Annotated in this window: 7 protein-coding genes and 2 rRNA genes; 2 read left to right on the plus strand and 7 right to left on the minus strand. The window is 66.6% G+C overall.

The window, feature by feature from the left end; all coding sequences use genetic code 11:
- Positions 1 to 49 precede the first annotated feature (49 nt).
- Positions 50 to 3036: ribosomal RNA gene (locus C8N24_RS28220) — 23S ribosomal RNA — on the minus strand.
- 265 nt (positions 3037 to 3301) lie between these two features.
- A 16S ribosomal RNA gene (locus tag C8N24_RS28225) occupies positions 3302 to 4847 on the minus strand.
- The 16S and 23S rRNA genes sit together here, the layout of an rRNA operon.
- 1373 nt (positions 4848 to 6220) lie before the next feature.
- Between C8N24_RS28225 and C8N24_RS28230 the strand changes: the two genes are divergently transcribed.
- Positions 6221 to 8632, plus strand: a complete 2412-nt coding sequence (locus C8N24_RS28230) for a transglycosylase domain-containing protein (protein ID WP_170179483.1) — start codon at positions 6221 to 6223, stop codon at positions 8630 to 8632.
- A 641-nt stretch (positions 8633 to 9273) separates the two neighbouring features.
- Here the strand turns inward: C8N24_RS28230 and C8N24_RS28235 are convergent.
- Together C8N24_RS28235 and argH are read right to left on the minus strand one after the other, a co-directional pair.
- On the minus strand, positions 9274 to 9858 hold the full coding sequence (locus tag C8N24_RS28235; RefSeq protein ID WP_121258081.1) for a DNA-3-methyladenine glycosylase: 585 nt from the start codon (positions 9856 to 9858) through the stop codon (positions 9274 to 9276).
- Positions 9859 to 9911: 53 nt separating this feature from the next.
- Positions 9912 to 11279 (minus strand): argininosuccinate lyase, encoded by a 1368-nt coding sequence (argH, locus tag C8N24_RS28240; protein ID WP_121256456.1) that lies wholly within the window; start codon positions 11277 to 11279, stop codon positions 9912 to 9914.
- A 21-nt stretch (positions 11280 to 11300) separates the two neighbouring features.
- On the opposite strand from argH, the gene C8N24_RS28245 reads away from it, so the two are divergent.
- Positions 11301 to 11924: a GNAT family N-acetyltransferase gene (locus C8N24_RS28245; RefSeq protein ID WP_121256458.1), complete on the plus strand. Its 624-nt coding sequence runs from the start codon at positions 11301 to 11303 to the stop codon at positions 11922 to 11924.
- On the opposite strand, the gene C8N24_RS28250 is transcribed toward C8N24_RS28245, so the two are convergent.
- Genes C8N24_RS28250 through C8N24_RS28260 form a run of 3 tightly spaced genes read right to left on the minus strand, consistent with a single transcriptional unit; the run spans position 11880 to position 15530 of the window.
- Entirely contained in the window at positions 11880 to 12998 is a 1119-nt protein-coding gene (locus C8N24_RS28250) for a DegT/DnrJ/EryC1/StrS family aminotransferase (protein ID WP_121256460.1), read from the minus strand. The genes C8N24_RS28245 and C8N24_RS28250 overlap by 45 nt on opposite strands.
- Before the next feature lie 46 nt (positions 12999 to 13044).
- Positions 13045 to 14604 (minus strand): citramalate synthase, encoded by a 1560-nt coding sequence (cimA, locus tag C8N24_RS28255; protein ID WP_121256462.1) that lies wholly within the window; start codon positions 14602 to 14604, stop codon positions 13045 to 13047.
- Positions 14604 to 15530 carry a branched-chain amino acid transaminase gene (locus tag C8N24_RS28260; RefSeq protein WP_245971998.1) on the minus strand — a complete coding sequence of 309 codons (927 nt, stop codon included), beginning with the start codon at positions 15528 to 15530 and terminating at the stop codon, positions 14604 to 14606. Before C8N24_RS28260 ends, cimA begins: the two co-directional genes overlap by 1 nt.
- Position 15531 lies beyond the last annotated feature (1 nt).

Genomic DNA, 15531 nt, shown 5'->3' on the forward strand with positions numbered 1-15531 from the left:
CCTTCAAAGCTGCACAATCCTGCCAACGACGGGCATCACGGAAAATATATCCGTCAAGCCCTCGAACCATTAGTACCGGTCTGCTACGAGCGTTACCGCTCTTCCACATCCGGCCTATCAACCTGGTGGTCTACCAGGGTTCTTACCCTCTCGAGGAGGTGGGAGAATTCATCTCGAGGTCAGCTTCCCGCTTAGATGCCTTCAGCGGTTATCTGGTCCGCACGTAGCTAACCTGCGGTGCCCTTGGCAGGACAACAGATACACCAGAGGTGCGTTCATCCCGGTCCTCTCGTACTAGGGACGAATCCTCTCAATTCTCCAACGCCCACGGCAGATAGGGACCGAACTGTCTCACGACGTTCTGAACCCAGCTCGCGTACCGCTTTAATGGGCGAACAGCCCAACCCTTGGGACCTACTTCAGCCCCAGGATGCGACGAGCCGACATCGAGGTGCCAAACCGAGTCGTCGATGTGGACTCTTGGACTCGATAAGCCTGTTATCCCCGGAGTACCTTTTATCCGTTGAGCGACGGCACTTCCACTTGCTACCGCCGGATCACTAAAGCCTGCTTTCGCACCTGCTCGACCTGTCGGTCTCACAGTCAAGCTCCCTTGCTGCTTTTGCACTCTGCGTACGATTTCCAACCGTACTGAGGGAACCTTTGCGCGCCTCCGTTACATTTTGGGAGGCGACCGCCCCAGTCAAACTACCCGCCTGGCACTGTTCACTGCCCGGATAACGGCGCAGTGTTAGAAGCACAATACATCAAGGGAGGTATCTCAAGGTTGGCTCCACATCAGCCGCAGCCAATGCTTCAAAGCCTCCCTCCTATCCTGAGCGAGATGCACCGCACTCCAATACCAGGTTGTAGTAAAGGTTCACGGGGTCTTTCCGTCTAGCCGCGGGTACTCGGCATCTTCACCGAGACTGCAATTTCACCGAGCCCATCGTTGAGACAGCGTTCAACTCGTTACGCCATTCGTGCAGGTCGGAACTTACCCGACAAGGAATTTCGCTACCTTAGGACGGTTATAGTTACCGCCGCCGTTTACCGGGGCTTAGTTTCAGTGCTTCGGCTTGCGCCTAACACCTCCACGTAACCTTCCGGCACCGGGCAGGCGTCAGCCCCTATACGTCGTCTTACGACTTAGCAGAGACCTGTGTTTTTGGTAAACAGTCGGTTGAACCTATTCACTGCGGCCCTCTCGGGCTCCGCACGCGAGGTGCTTCACCCTACTAGGGCGCTCCTTATCCCGAAGTTACGGAGCGATTTTGCCGAGTTCCTTAACGATGGTTATCTCGATCACCTTAGTATTCTCTACTTTCCCACCTGTGTCGGTTTTGGTACGGGCACGTGCAATCTCCCTAGAGGCTTTTCTCGGAGGCATGGCGTCCGGGACTCGCCGGCTTACAGCCAGCTGTCATCGCACCTCAGGTTATGGAGCTCCGCATTTATCATGAGCTCCCCCTACATGCTTGACCCAGGACTACCGTCGCCTGGGTTCCCATAGCCTTCCCCGTCCCCCCATCGGTCAAATGATTGCGACGTGGTACAGGAATATCAACCTGTTGTCCATCGACTACGCCTTTCGGCCTCGCCTTAGGTCCCGACTAACCCTAAGCAGACGAACTTTACTTAGGAATCCTTAGGAAATCGGTGGAGGAGATTCTCACTCCTCTTTCGTTACTCATGCCGGCATTCTCACTTCCCAGGGCTCCACGGCTGGGTTCCCCCGCCGCTTCACTGCCATGGGAACGCTCTCCTACCGCTCGACTTACGTCGAACCCGAAGCTTCGGTGTCTAGCTTGAGCCCCGTTACATTATCCGCGCCCGGACACTTGACCAGTGAGCTGTTACGCACTCTTTCAAGGATGGCTGCCTCTAAGCCAACCTCCTGGTTGTCTATGCACCCGGACATCGTTTGCCACTTAGCTAGAACTTAGGGACCTTAGCTGTCGGTCTGGGCTGTTTCCCTCTTGACGCTGAAGTTTATCCCCCAGCAACTGACTCCCGGAGTAGCCGTGACGGTCTTCGGAGTTTGCCTGATTTCGGTAAGCTGGTGGGCCCCCTAGACCAAACAGTGCTCTACGGCCGCCACGGAATTTATCCGAGGCTATACCTAAATATATTTCGGAGAGAACCAGATATCTCTGAGCTTGATTAGCCTTTCACTCCGACCCACAGGTCATCCGCCCAGTTTTCAACCTAGGTCGGTTCGGTCCTCCACGCGGTCTTACCCGCGCTTCAACCTGCCCATGGGTAGCTCGCTCAGTTTCGGGTCTACCGCCTACGACTAAATCGCCCTATTCGGACTCGCTTTCGCTTCGGCTCCGCTCATCGCTTAACCTTGCCGCAGACGAGTAACTCGCCGGCTCGTTATGCAAAAAGCACGCCGTCACAGAACAAGTCTGCTCCGACCGCTTGTAGGCACACGGTTTCAGGTACTATTTCACTCCCCTTCCGGGGTACTTTTCACCTTTCCCTCACGGTACTTGTCCGCTATCGGTCACCAGGGAGTACTTAGCCTTGGAGGGTGGTCCCCCCAGATTCAGTCCGCGTTTCACGGGAGCGGACCTACTCAGGTACCTCATCGGGAGATCAGCTCGATTTCGCGTACGGGACGATTGCCCTCTGTGGTGCGCGGTTCCACGCGCTTCCGCTATCGACTGATTTGGTAACTCCCGCCGAGAAACACACTTCTCGGACAGAGGCCCTACAACCCCGAACTGGCAACGCGTGTGCGCTTACACCAGCCCGGTTTGGGCTATTCCCCTTTCGCTCGCCACTACTCGGGGAGTCTCGGTTGATTTCCTTTCCTCCGGGTACTGAGATGTTTCAGTTCCCCGGCTTGCCCCCATCCCGCCTATATATTCAGCGGGTGGTAACGCCGTACTAACAGCGCTGGGTTTCCCCATTCGGAGATCCGCGGGTCACTGGCTATTCAGCGCCTAACCGCGGCTTATCGCAGCCGTTCACGTCCTTCATCGACTCCTGGTGCCAAGGCATCCACCATGTGCCCTTCCTATCTTGACGGTGATCCGCAATTACTTGCGTAATTGCAGGTGATACCCGTTCACACCGCCGGTGAAGGCGGTGTTCGTTGGCATGATTGTGCAGTTTTCAAGGTCCGCTTCGAGGCGTCGCCCGGACTGGGCGGACGGTCTCTCAAAACTCAACAGCATGCCCGAGCTAAGTGCTCGAGCCAGGTCCGGTCGACGTTAGGTACCGAGTCAAACTCGAGGCGGACGGTATGCCCACCTGGTTGTCGCCGGCGCTCCAAGTCCTGGAGCTTCCCTAGAAAGGAGGTGATCCAGCCGCACCTTCCGGTACGGCTACCTTGTTACGACTTCACCCCAGTCACGAGTCCCACCTTCGACGGCTCCCTCCACAAGGGTTAGGCCACCGGCTTCGGGTGTTACTTGCTTCCATGGTGTGACGGGCGGTGTGTACAAGGCCCGGGAACGTATTCACCGCGGCAATGCTGATCCGCGATTACTAGCAACTCCGCCTTCATGTAGGCGGGTTTCAGCCTACAATCCGAACCGAGACGCGCTTTAAGGGATTCGCTCCACCTCACGGTATCGCAGCCCTCTGTACGCGCCAATGTAGCACGTGTGTAGCCCTGGACATAAGGGGCATGATGACTTGACGTCATCCCCACCTTCCTCCGGTTTGTCACCGGCAGTCTCGCATGAGTCCCCAACTAAATGCTGGCAACATGCGACGGGGGTTGCGCTCGTTGCGGGACTTAACCCAACATCTCACGACACGAGCTGACGACAGCCATGCACCACCTGTGATCGTGCCCCGAAGGGAAGCCCTGTTTCCAGGGAGGTCACGAACATGTCAAGCCCAGGTAAGGTTCTTCGCGTTGCGTCGAATTAAACCACATGCTCCGCTGCTTGTGCGGGCCCCCGTCAATTCCTTTGAGTTTTAGCCTTGCGGCCGTACTCCCCAGGCGGGGCACTTAATGCGTTAGCTTCGGCACGGAGGGAGTCGACACCCCCCACACCTAGTGCCCATCGTTTACAGCGTGGACTACCAGGGTATCTAATCCTGTTTGCTCCCCACGCTTTCGCGTCTCAGCGTCAGTAACGTCCCAGCGAGCTGCCTTCGCAATTGGTGTTCCTCCTGATATCTGCGCATTTCACCGCTACACCAGGAATTCCACTCGCCTCTTCCGTACTCAAGCCCGACAGTATCCACCGGCATCCGAGGGTTGAGCCCCCGACTTTCACAGCGGACTTACCGGACCGCCTACACGCGCTTTACGCCCAATGATTCCGGACAACGCTTGCCCCCTACGTATTACCGCGGCTGCTGGCACGTAGTTAGCCGGGGCTTCTTCTGAAGGTACCGTCACTCCACAGCGCTATTAACACTGGAAGCTTCGTCCCAACTGAAAGGGGTTTACAACCCGAAGGCCTTCTTCCCCCACGCGGCGTTGCTGCGTCAGGCTTTCGCCCATTGCGCAAGATTCCCCACTGCTGCCTCCCGTAGGAGTCTGGGCCGTGTCTCAGTCCCAGTGTGGCTGATCGTCCTCTCAGACCAGCTACCCATCGTCGCCTTGGTAAGCCGTTACCTCACCAACAAGCTAATGGGCCGCGGGCCCGTCCCAATGCGAAGGCCGAAGCTATCTTTGCTGGACTTCCTTACGAAAGTACAGAACATCCGGTATTAGCCCGAGTTTCCTCGGGTTGTCCCGGTCATTGGGGTGGGTTACCCACGTGTTACTCACCCGTTCGCGGCTCTGCCACGGACCGAAGTCCGCTTCGTCGCTCCACTTGCATGTGTTAAGCACGCCGCCAGCGTTCGTCCTGAGCCAGGATCAAACTCTCCGTGAAGAACTTCACAAAGAGTGTCTCTCGCTACACGAGAGCCGACCAGTACACATGAGGCCGGCTGAGCGATTGACAGGGTTACTGCTCAGTACTGCTGGTACTTCTTACTACTTGATTCCTTATTCCGTCCACCCTGGGTTACAGGGCGTCGGAGTAACGAAACCTGGACACAATCGATGACTAAGGAAGCCATCAATGTGCATGCTGTTGAGTTTTCAAAGACCGCTGCGCCTCGCTTGCGGCGGGGATTCCGCCGAGTGCTGCGCTATGTTGGAGCCTAGCAGCTCCGTGTCCGGCGCCGTTTGGCTCCAGGCCTTGAAGCTTAGCGCCTCAGGCCCGGCGCCTCTTGACTCCGGGCCGAGAAGCTTAGCGCGTCTCGCCCGGCGCCTTTCGGCTCCGGCCCTATGAAGCTTAGCGCTTCAAAGGGGCAGTGGAGTTTAGCGTACCCGCCTCCCGGACCACAGTCCTGTCGGCCGGAGGGCGTTGCCTCACCCCGCTGCGGCGCAGAAGAGTAGCAGCGCCTCTCCGGCCTACAAGGGGCCGCCGAAGAAATTTTTCAGGAGCCCCGTTTCGAGGCCCCTCAGACGCCCTCGGCGTGCCGCAGCGCCCCATCGTGTGCGCGCCCCCGCGTGTGCGCGTCGCGCGGCCGTCCGGCTCGCGCCAGTTCCCGGGGGACGTCCTGTAGGCGCCCTCCCCCCGCGCGCTTGCTTCGTAGCGATCGCGCGTCGGTGGCGGCGGGGACGCGCCTGTGTGCGGGACCACGTCGCTCGGACACGGTGCGCTTCCCGTCTAGACAGCCGAGGCAAGGCGCCGCGGAAGCAGCACGCCTCCCTAGCTGGTCCGCGCCTGATGCCAGACGGCGGCGGCCGGCAGGTGGGGATCGGCCGTGCCGGTGGCGGCCGAGCCGACCCAGGACGAGCTCCGGGGAGCTCGCCGGCGTACCGGCGCAGCTCGCGCCGCCTCGCTTGCGTGCCCACGCCGCCTCGCATCGTGCCCGCGCCGCCTCGCGCCGCCTCGCGTCGTGCTCGCGCCGCCTCGCGTGCGTGATCGCGCGCGGCGCGCCCGTGGGCGGGCGCCGCGCCTGCCCGCTCGCCCCCCAATCGCTGGTGCCCACCGAGTCACGGCCGTCCCGGCGCCCGGCCGACGGGTTCGTCCGTTGCGCGCTCCTCGGTTCGGGGGAACCCGGTTCAAGCCCCCTGGCACGGGGGCCGATCACCCCAGGGAAGGGGCGCCGGCGGCGCCTCAGCAGGCGGACGGTTCCGTCCAGGCCGATGCTAGAGTCGAACGACCTGGCCGGGCTTGGTCCGCCCGCCACCCGCCTCGGCTTGATCCGTGGCAGAGTCTCCGGTCCTAGGTCGGGGACCCAGCACCCTGTCATGAGCGATCGCGAGCGAACCACCACCACTCCGGGCGAGGCAGACGACCTCAACGGGAACGGGTCGGTCGTTGAGTTCCCGCGTGAGCGCGCGCGTACGCGTAGCGGCAAGGGCGGACGACTTCGGTTCTGGCCCCGCCGGCGGCGCAAGAAGCGCTTCCGGGTGCGCAAGCTGCGGGTGCTGATCGTCCTGTTCTTCCTGGGGATCCTCGCGGCGATCTCGACGGCGTTCGGGCTGTTCATGGCGCTCGCCGCGGACCTTCCGCGGCTCGAGCCGCTGGACGCGCCGGCGCAGCCTTCGGTGCTGCTCGACAAGCGCGGGGAGCAGATCGGGACGCTCACCGGCAACGACCGGCGGATCTACCTGTCGGAGGAGCAGATCGCGCCGGTGATGAAGCAGGCGATGGTCGCGATCGAGGACCGGCGCTTCTGGACGAACTCGGGCGTCGACGTGCGGGGCATCCTGCGTGCGGCGTTCCAGAACACGGCCGAGGGCCGGGCGGTTCAGGGCGCCTCGACCATCCCGCAGCAGTACGTGAAGATCCAGCTCGCCGCGGAGAACGAGCGCACCGTGTTCCAGAAGCTGCGCGAGGCGGCGCTCGCCTACCAGCTCACGCGCCGGTGGTCGAAGGACCGGATCCTCCGCAACTACCTGAACACGATCTACTTCGGCAACGGCGCGTACGGCGTCGAGTCGGCCGCGCGCACGTACTTCGCGTACAACCACGACAAGTGCGAGCCCAACTGCGCCGCGGTGCTGCTGCCGCACGAGGCGGCGTTGATCGCCGGCGTGGTCGCCTCGCCCAGCGCATACGACCCGGTGGCGCACCCGGTCGCCGCGCAGAAGCGCCGTGACCTGGTCCTCCTGCGCATGTACGAGCTCGGGAACATCCCGCGCGACGTGTACGAGGAGGGCAAGCGGCAGCCGATCCCGACGCGGTACGACCTGACCTTCCCCAAGGAGGACACGGAGTTCCCGTACTTCACGTCCTGGGTCAAGCAGCAGGTCGTCGACCAGCTCGGCGGCGGCCAGCAGGGCGCGGCGAAGGCGTTCGACGGCGGTCTGCGGGTCACGACGACGATCGACTCCAAGCTTCAGCGGGCCGCCGAGAAGTCGATCAAGGACTGGCTGCCGAACCCGGACGGTCCGCGGGCGTCGCTCGTGGCCATCTCCAACAAGGACGGCATGGTCCGGGCGATGGTCGGCGGCGACGACTACGCGGAGAAGCCGTTCAACCTGGCCACCCAGGGCCAGCGCCAGCCCGGCTCGTCGTTCAAGCCGTTCGTGCTCGCCGAGGCGCTCAACCGCGGCATCAGCCCAGGTTCGACGTGGGAGTCGAAGAAGCTCACCTACATCCTCAAGGGTGGTGAGCGCTTCACCGTCAACAACTACGACGACGCCTACGCGGGCGTGACCACGCTCGCGAACGCGACCACGTTCTCCGACAACGCCGTCTTCGTCCAGGTGGCGAAGAAGGTGGGGATGAAGAAGGTCGCGCGGCTCGCGCGCGAGATGGGTGTCCGCACCTCGGTGTCCACGAACCTCGCGAGCGCCCTCGGCGGCCTGCGCCGGGGCGTCACGCCGCTGGACATGGCCCACGCCTACGAGACGTTCGCCACCGGCGGCCTGCTCGTCACCGGCAGCCTGTCCCCCGGCCAGAGCAAGCGGAGCCTGCCGGTCCCCGGCCCCGTCGGCATCGAGAAGATCGAACAGGGCAAGGGCAAGAAGGCCAAGGTCGTCAAGAACGAGAACGGCAAGCGGATGGTGAACAAGCGCGAGCGCACGCGCGTGCTCAAGCCGCACATCGCCTCCCAGGTCCAGCAGATCCTGACGAACGTCGTCAAGGAGGGCAGCGCGACGCGCGCCCAGATCCCGGGCGTGATGGTCGCGGGCAAGACGGGCACGACCGAGTCCTACGGCGACGCGTGGTTCGTCGGCTGGACCAAGGAGTACACGGTCGCCGTCTGGGTCGGCTACCCCGACAAGTTCAAGCCGATGGAGACCGAGTTCCAGGGTGAGCCGGTCGCCGGCGGCACCTTCCCGGCCGGCATCTGGAAGTCGTTCATGATGTCGCTGCTCAAGATCGACCCGCTCCCGAAGGCCGACGGCGGCAACGGCCGCGAGAAGCCGACGCCCACCCCGAGCGGCGTCGCTCCGGGCACCGCCACGCCCGCCCCGACGTCCGCCGCGCCGCCCCCGTCGTCGACCGACGGCACCGGTGGCGGCACCCAGGCCCCGCCCGAGAACGAGGCGCCGCCCGCGCAGACGCCGGTGCCGACCGCGCCGCCCGCCCAGACACCCGCCCCGACCGTCGCGCCGACCGACCCGGGAACGGGTGGGACCGGCGGAGCCGGTGGCACCGGTGGGACCGCGCCCGCCGCGGGCGGCACGGGCGCCACCGGCACCGGCTAGACCCGCGCGGCGCGGAAGCTCCGCGCGGGACGCACGGCGGGACCCACGCGCGGCGCTGACCGAGCGCGGCGCTGACCGAGCGCGGCGCTGACCGAGCGCGGCGGGCGGCGCGGCGCTCAGCTCAGGTGACGCTCTTGGGTGCGGTGCGTGACTCGGGAGCACACCGTCGGGCGGCGCGTCAAGCAACTCGCGCTTCGCGGCGAGCCGCTTGACCCGCCGGGCGCCGGTGCGCTCTTGTGCGGGTGAGCGGCTGCGCCGGATTGCGCCCGGGCGCGGGCCTCGCGCGCGTCCCGGGGGCGGGTTCGCCGCGCGAACGTCGAGTTTTGTACCTATGCAGTCGGTCTCGCGACGTTCGCGTGCCGGACGCCACGCGAGCGTTCACTTTTCCACCTGTGCAGTGGGAACGTGCACGCTCGGTGCGGCTGAGCCCGCGGGCGCGGGTTGGCCCCACGCGGGGGCTCGCCGGCCCCAGCCGGCCTGACCAGCCCAGAGCACGCCGGCGTGCGGCGGGTCAAGCGGCTCGCCCGCGAAGCGACCGAGCTGCTTGACGCGACGCCCGACGGTGTGCTCCCCGGACGCGGCCGCGAGGCCCGGCGCGTCGCGCGCTGAGCGCCACGGCGATGGCGCAGCGGGATGACGGCTCAGCGCAGCGACGCCCGGAACCCCGGCGGCCAGGGCTTCGACACCTCGCGGAATCCGAGGGCGCAGAACCGCCACGGCAGCTCCGCCGCCTTGGTGATGCCGATCCGTGGGCCGGTCACGTACTCCAGCGGCTCCCCGCGGCGGATCACGATCGGACCGTCCACCAACGACGTGTTGTTCTCGGTGAGGTCGATGCCCATCGCCTGGGTGAGCTTGCCCGGGCCGTTGGTGAGCTCGCCCGCGCCGCGGCGCTCGCGCATCGCCTCGAGGCCCTCGAGCGGCTCGAGCGCGCGGATCAGGACCGCCGCGCCGACGTCGTAGGACTCGCAGACGGCGTTCAGGAGCGCGTGGATCCCGTAGGACCGGTACACGTAGGCCGTGCCCGGGGCTCCGTACAGCACGGAGGTCCGGGCGGTCAGGCCGACGTAGGCGTGGCAGGCCGGCTCGGTGTGGTGATAGGCCTCGGTCTCCACGATCCGGCCGGCGCAGCCCTCGAACTCGACGATGCAGCCGAGGAGGTCCGGTGCGACGTCGAGCACCGGCCGGTCGTAGAAGTCAGCGCCCAGGGAGATCCGCGAAGCGATCTCCCCAGCCGAGGTCGACTGCCCCGGCGAAGCCGGCGGCGTCGACGGAGCGCCTAGGTCGTCTGATCGAGTGCTGCCTTGGCGTGGGCGAGCTGCTCGCGCACCCGGGCCAGCGAGGTTCCGCCCTCGCTCTCCTTGGACTCCAGCCACGCCCCTTGGGATAGCACCGCGTAGAAGTCGTCATCCAACACCTCGGAGTGCTCGCGGAGCTCCTCGGGCGTCAGCTGGGACAGCACGCGGCCCGACTCCACCGCGGTGCGCACGAGCCCGGCGACGATGCCGTGCGACTGCCGGAACGGGATCCCGCGCTTGACGAGCATGTCCGCCACGTCCACGGCCGCGAGCATCTCGTCGGTCGCGGCGGCGGCCAGGCGCTCGCGCTTGAACGTCATCGATTCGAGCATCCCGCGCGCGGCCGCGAGCGTCAGCTCGAGCGTGTCGACCGTGTCGAAGAGATGCTCCTTGTCCTCCTGCATGTCCTTGTTGTAGGTCAGCGGAAGCGCGTGCATGACGCCGTGGAGCCCGCTCAGGTGGGCGACGATCCGCGGCGCCTTCGCCCGCAGCAGCTCGGCCGCGTCCGGGTTCTTCTTCTGCGGCATGATCGAGCTCGACGACGCCCAGTCGTCTCGCACCTCGCAGAAGCCGAACTCCTCCGAGGACCACAGGACGATCTCCGCGCCGAGGCGCGAGAGGTGCGTGGCACACGTGGCCGCGGCGTTGAGGTAGTCGAGCACGAAGTCGCGGTTGGAGACCGCGTCGATCGAGTTCGGGACGACGCCCGCGAAGCCGAGCTCGCTCGCCACCAGCCGGCGGTCGGTCGGGAAGTTGACGCCCGCCAGCGCGCCCGCGCCCAGCGGCAGCTCGCTCGTCCCGCCCAGCACCAGCTCGAACCGCGCCGCGTCGCGCTTGAACATCCAGAAATAGGCCAGCAGGTGGTGTGACAGGTACACCGGCTGCGCCCGCTGGAGATGCGTGTAGCCGGGCATCGGCCAATCGAGATGGGCCTCCGCGACCCGCACGAGCACGGTCTGCAGATCCTGCAGCGCCTCGATCGCCCGCAGCGCGTGCGCGCGGGTGAACATCGCCATGTCGGTCGCGACCTGGTCGTTGCGGGAGCGCGCGGTGTGCAGCTTGCCGCCGACCGGCCCGACGATCTCGGTCAGCCGGCGCTCGACCGCCATGTGGATGTCCTCGTCGTCGTCGAGGAACTTGAACTCGTTCGCGTCGAGCTCGGCCTGCACGCGATCGAGGCCCTTGAGCAGCTCGTCGCGGTCGGCATCGGTGATGATCCCCGCGGAGGCGAGCATCGTCGCGTGGGCCCGCGACTGCTCGACGTCATAGGGATACAGGCGCCAGTCGAAGCCGATCGAGGCGTTGAGCGTGACGAAGACGGGATCAGGTGGCAGCGAGAAGCGCGACATCGCCCGCCATCATGACCCAAGATGGATTTGCTCGTCCGCCCCGCGCGCCCCGACGACGCGTGCGTCCCGCTGCTGTTCGAGTCGGCGAAGCCGTACTACACCGCCTACGCGGGCAGCGAGCGCCGCGCGCTGAAGCTGCTGCAGCGGGCGTTCGCCCAGCCCGGGCACGCCGCGAGCTTCGAGTACACGCAGGTGCTCGTGACGCCCGAGGACGACTTCGTCGCCGGCGTGCTCACCGCGTTCCCGGTCCGCGATGGCGACCGCCTCTCGCGCCGCTTCATCCGCCTGACGCTCACGCGCGTGCCGCCGTGGAGCCTGACCGGCACGTTCAAGCACCTGTACGCGGCGGGCGGGGTCGCGCCGCAGCCACCGTTGGACGCCTACTACGTCGACGCGCTCGCGGTGCACGAGCGCTACCGCCGCCTCGGCCTGGCGCAGCGCCTGCTCCGCCGCGCCGAGCAGGACGCCGCGCGGGCCGGCTGCCGGCGCCTCGCGCTGGACACCGGCCTGCACAACACCCCGGCGCGCGCGCTGTACGACGCGTACGGGTTCCGGGAGCGCGAGGTCCGGCGCGCGCCGAGCCCCCGCATCGCCAAGGCCCTAGGCGGCCCCGGCTTCGTGGGCTACCTGAAGGACATCGGCTAGCGCTTCGGCGACCTCCGCGACCTGCCCCTCGGACAGCTCGGGGAAGAACGGCAGGGCGATCGACCGCGCGGCGACGTCCTCGCACACCGGGAACATGCCCTCGCGGTAGCCGAACGCCTCGCGGTAGAAGGACATCAGGTGGATCGCGGGCAGGTACGGCTTGGACTGCACGCCACGGGCGAGCAGCGCCCGGATCGTCTCGTCGCGGTCGACCGACCGCGGGAGCTGGACGACGAACACGAACCAGCCGCGCACGTCGCCGCCGAAGTCCTCGCACGGCAGCTCGAGGCCTTCCACGTCGGCCAGCGCCTCGCGGTACCACGAGGCCACCCGCGCGCGGTCGGCGAGCATGCCGTCGAGCCGGTCGAGCTGGACGAGCCCCAGCGCGCAGGCGATGTCCGTGAGCCGGTAGTTGAAGCCCAGCCGGTCGTGATCCAGCCAGCCCATGTCCGGCGCGCGGCCCTGGTTGCGCTCGGAGTCCACGCGCTCCTTGTGCTCGGCCGAGCCCATCGTGAGCATCCCGCCCTCACCCGTGGTGAGCTGCTTGTTGGCGTAGAAGCCGAACGCCGACGGATGGCCGCGGCCGCCGACGCGCACGCCGTCGGCGTGCACGGCGCCCAGCGCCTCGCACGCGTCCTCGACGATCGGCAGCCCGTGGGCCTCGAGCGCCGGCGTGTCCGCGGGGTAGCCGAAGATGTGCACCGGCAGCAGCGCCGTCGTCCGGTCCGTGATCGCGGCCGCCGCCGCCTCCACGTCGAGGTTGAGCGTCACCGGGTCGATGTCGACGAACACGGGCTTCGCGCGCTCGTACAGGATCGAGTTGGCCGAGGCTACGAACGAGAACGGCGACGTGATCACCTCGTCGCCCTCGCCGACGCCCACCGCGCGCAGCGCGAGGTGCAGCGCCGCCGTGCCCGAGGAGACCGCGGACGCGTACGGCGCCCCGACGCGCGCGGCGAAGCCCGCCTCGAAGGCCGGCACGCGCGGGCCGAGCGAGAGGTGCCGCGAGCGCAGCACCTCGACGACGGCGGCTTCTTCCTCGGGTCCGAGGACCGGACGGGCGACCGGGATCACGACGAAGAAGGGTGCCCCGGGGCTCGGACGGGCCGCGCGCCGGCCGTCACGAGGAGGTCGTCGCCGACGCCTGCGAGCGCAGCATGCCCGCTTCCAGCGAGTCCACCAGCGCGTCCCACGACGCCTCGATCACGTTCTCGTGCACGCCGATCGCACCCCACGTCGACTCGCCGTCGGACGCGTCGAGCAGCACGCGGGTCGTCGCCCCCGTCGCCTTCCACTCGTCCAGGATGCGGACCTTGAAGTTGACGAGCTTGATGTCCCGCAGGTGCGGGAACCGCTCGCCGATCGCGGCGCGCAAGGCCTGGTCGAGCGCGTGGACGGGGCCGTTGCCCTCGGCCGTGCGCACGAACCGCTGGTTGCCGACCCAGACCTTGATCGTCGCCTCGGTCTCCACGCGCCCGTCGGCGCGCTTCTCGGCGATCACCCGCCAGGACTCGAGCGTGAAGAGCGGCTGGTAGTCGCCGGTCTCGCGCTTGATCAGCAGCTCGAAGGAGCCGTCGGCGGCCTCGAACTGGAAGCCACGGTGCTCGAGCTCCTTCACGCGCTCGACCACGCGCGAGGCGGTCACGTCGTCCAGGTCGCCGCCCGCGTGGGCGATGACCGTGCCCTTGCCGGCCAGCTCGCTCACGAGGACCTCGCGCGAGTTGCCGACGACCGCCGGGTCGATGTGCTCGAACGTCGACGGGTCCGCGTTCACGCCCGCGACGTGCATGCCGCCCTTGTGCGCGAACGCGTTCTTGCCCACGTACGCCTGGTTGGCGTTCGGCTGCAGGTTGAGCATCTCCGCGACCAGGTGCGACGCCTCGGTCAGCCCTTCCAGCGATGGCAGGCACTGCTTGCCCATCTTCAACTGCAGGTTCGGGATGATCGAGATCAGGTTGGCGTTGCCGCAGCGCTCGCCGTAGCCGTTCATGGTCCCCTGAACCATCACCGCGCCCTCGGCGATCGCGGCCAGCGAGTTGGCGACCGCGCACTCAGCGTCGTTGTGCGTGTGGATGCCGAGCGCGGCGCCGGGCAGCGCCTCGCGCACGGCCCGGACCGCCGACGCCACCTGGTGCGGCAGCGTCGCGCCGTTCGTGTCGCACATCGTGAGGTTCTCGGCACCCGCTTCCAGCGCGGCGGTCAGGCACGCGATCGCGTACCCGGAGTCGTCGAAGAAGCCGTCGAAGAAGTGCTCGGCGTCGTAGATGACGCGCTTGCCGGACGCCACGAGGAAGGCGACCGACTCGGCGATCATCCGCAGGTTCTCCTCGCGGTCGACCTTCACGACCTTCTCGAGGTGCAGGCCCCACGTCTTGCCGACGATCGTCGACACCGGCGTCCACGACTCCGCGAGGACGCGCAACGCCGCGTCCTCCTCGGCGGAGACGCCACGCCGGCGCGTCATCCCGAACGCGCACACGTCGGCGCGCAGGCCGGCGTCGCGCAGGCGCTCGAACAGCTCGAGCTCCTTCGGGTTCGAGGTCGGGAAGCCCGCCTCGATCATCGGCACGCCGAGCTCGTCGAGGATGCGCGCCACGCGCACCTTCTCCTCGACCGAGAGCGACATCCCCTCGCCCTGCATGCCGTCGCGCAGGGTGGTGTCGTAGACGACGACGTCCATTACGAGACCGCCGTCGGCACCTTGTCGAGCCAGTCCGCGTAGCGCTCGGACCGGCCGTGCAGCGCGTCCTCGAAGATCGCCTGGATCTCGGTCGTGACCGGGCCGCGCGTGCCGTCGCCGACCGGCTGGTCGTCGACCTCGCGGATCGGCGTCAGCTCGGCCGCGGTGCCGGTCATGAAGATCTCGTCGGCGCGGTAGAGCTCACCGCGCGCGATGTTGCGCTCGACGACCTCGTAGCCCTGGTCGCGCAGGATCTCGATCGCCGCCGCGCGGTTGATCCCCTCGAGGATGTCGTTCGCGAAGCCCGGCGTGTGCACGACCCCGTCCTTGACGAGGAACAGGTTCTCTCCCGTGCCCTCGCAGACGTAGCCGTTGGCGTCCAGGAGGATCGCCTCCTCGTAGCCGGCCTTGTCGGCCTCGATCTTCGCGAGGATCGAGTTCAGGTACTGCCCGCCGGCCTTCGCCGTCGGGATCAGGGCGTCCGACGAGATCCGGCGCCACGACGACACGCGCGCACGCACGCCGTTGAGCTTGCCCTCGTCGCCGAGGTACGCGCCCCACGCCCAGACGGCGATGATCACGTCCACCGGGCAGTCCAGCGGGTACAGGCCCATCGGCCCCGCGCCACGGAAGACGAGGGGCCGGATGTAACACGACTTCAGACCGGATGCGGTGATCGTCTCGAACGTCGCCTGGCGGATCTCGTCCTTCGAGAACGGGATCTCCATGTGGTAGAGCGCGGCCGACCGGAACAGCCGGTCGATGTGGTCCTGATGGCGGAACACCGCCGAGCCGCCGTCCGGCGTCTCGTACGCGCGCACACCCTCGAAGACGCTCGTCCCGTAGTGCAGCGCGTGCGTGAGCACGTGGACCTTGGCGTCCTCGTGACCGACGAGGTCACCGTTCATCCAGATCTGATGGCTCACG

This window comes from Solirubrobacter pauli, assembly GCF_003633755.1.
Lineage (GTDB): Bacteria > Actinomycetota > Thermoleophilia > Solirubrobacterales > Solirubrobacteraceae > Solirubrobacter > Solirubrobacter pauli.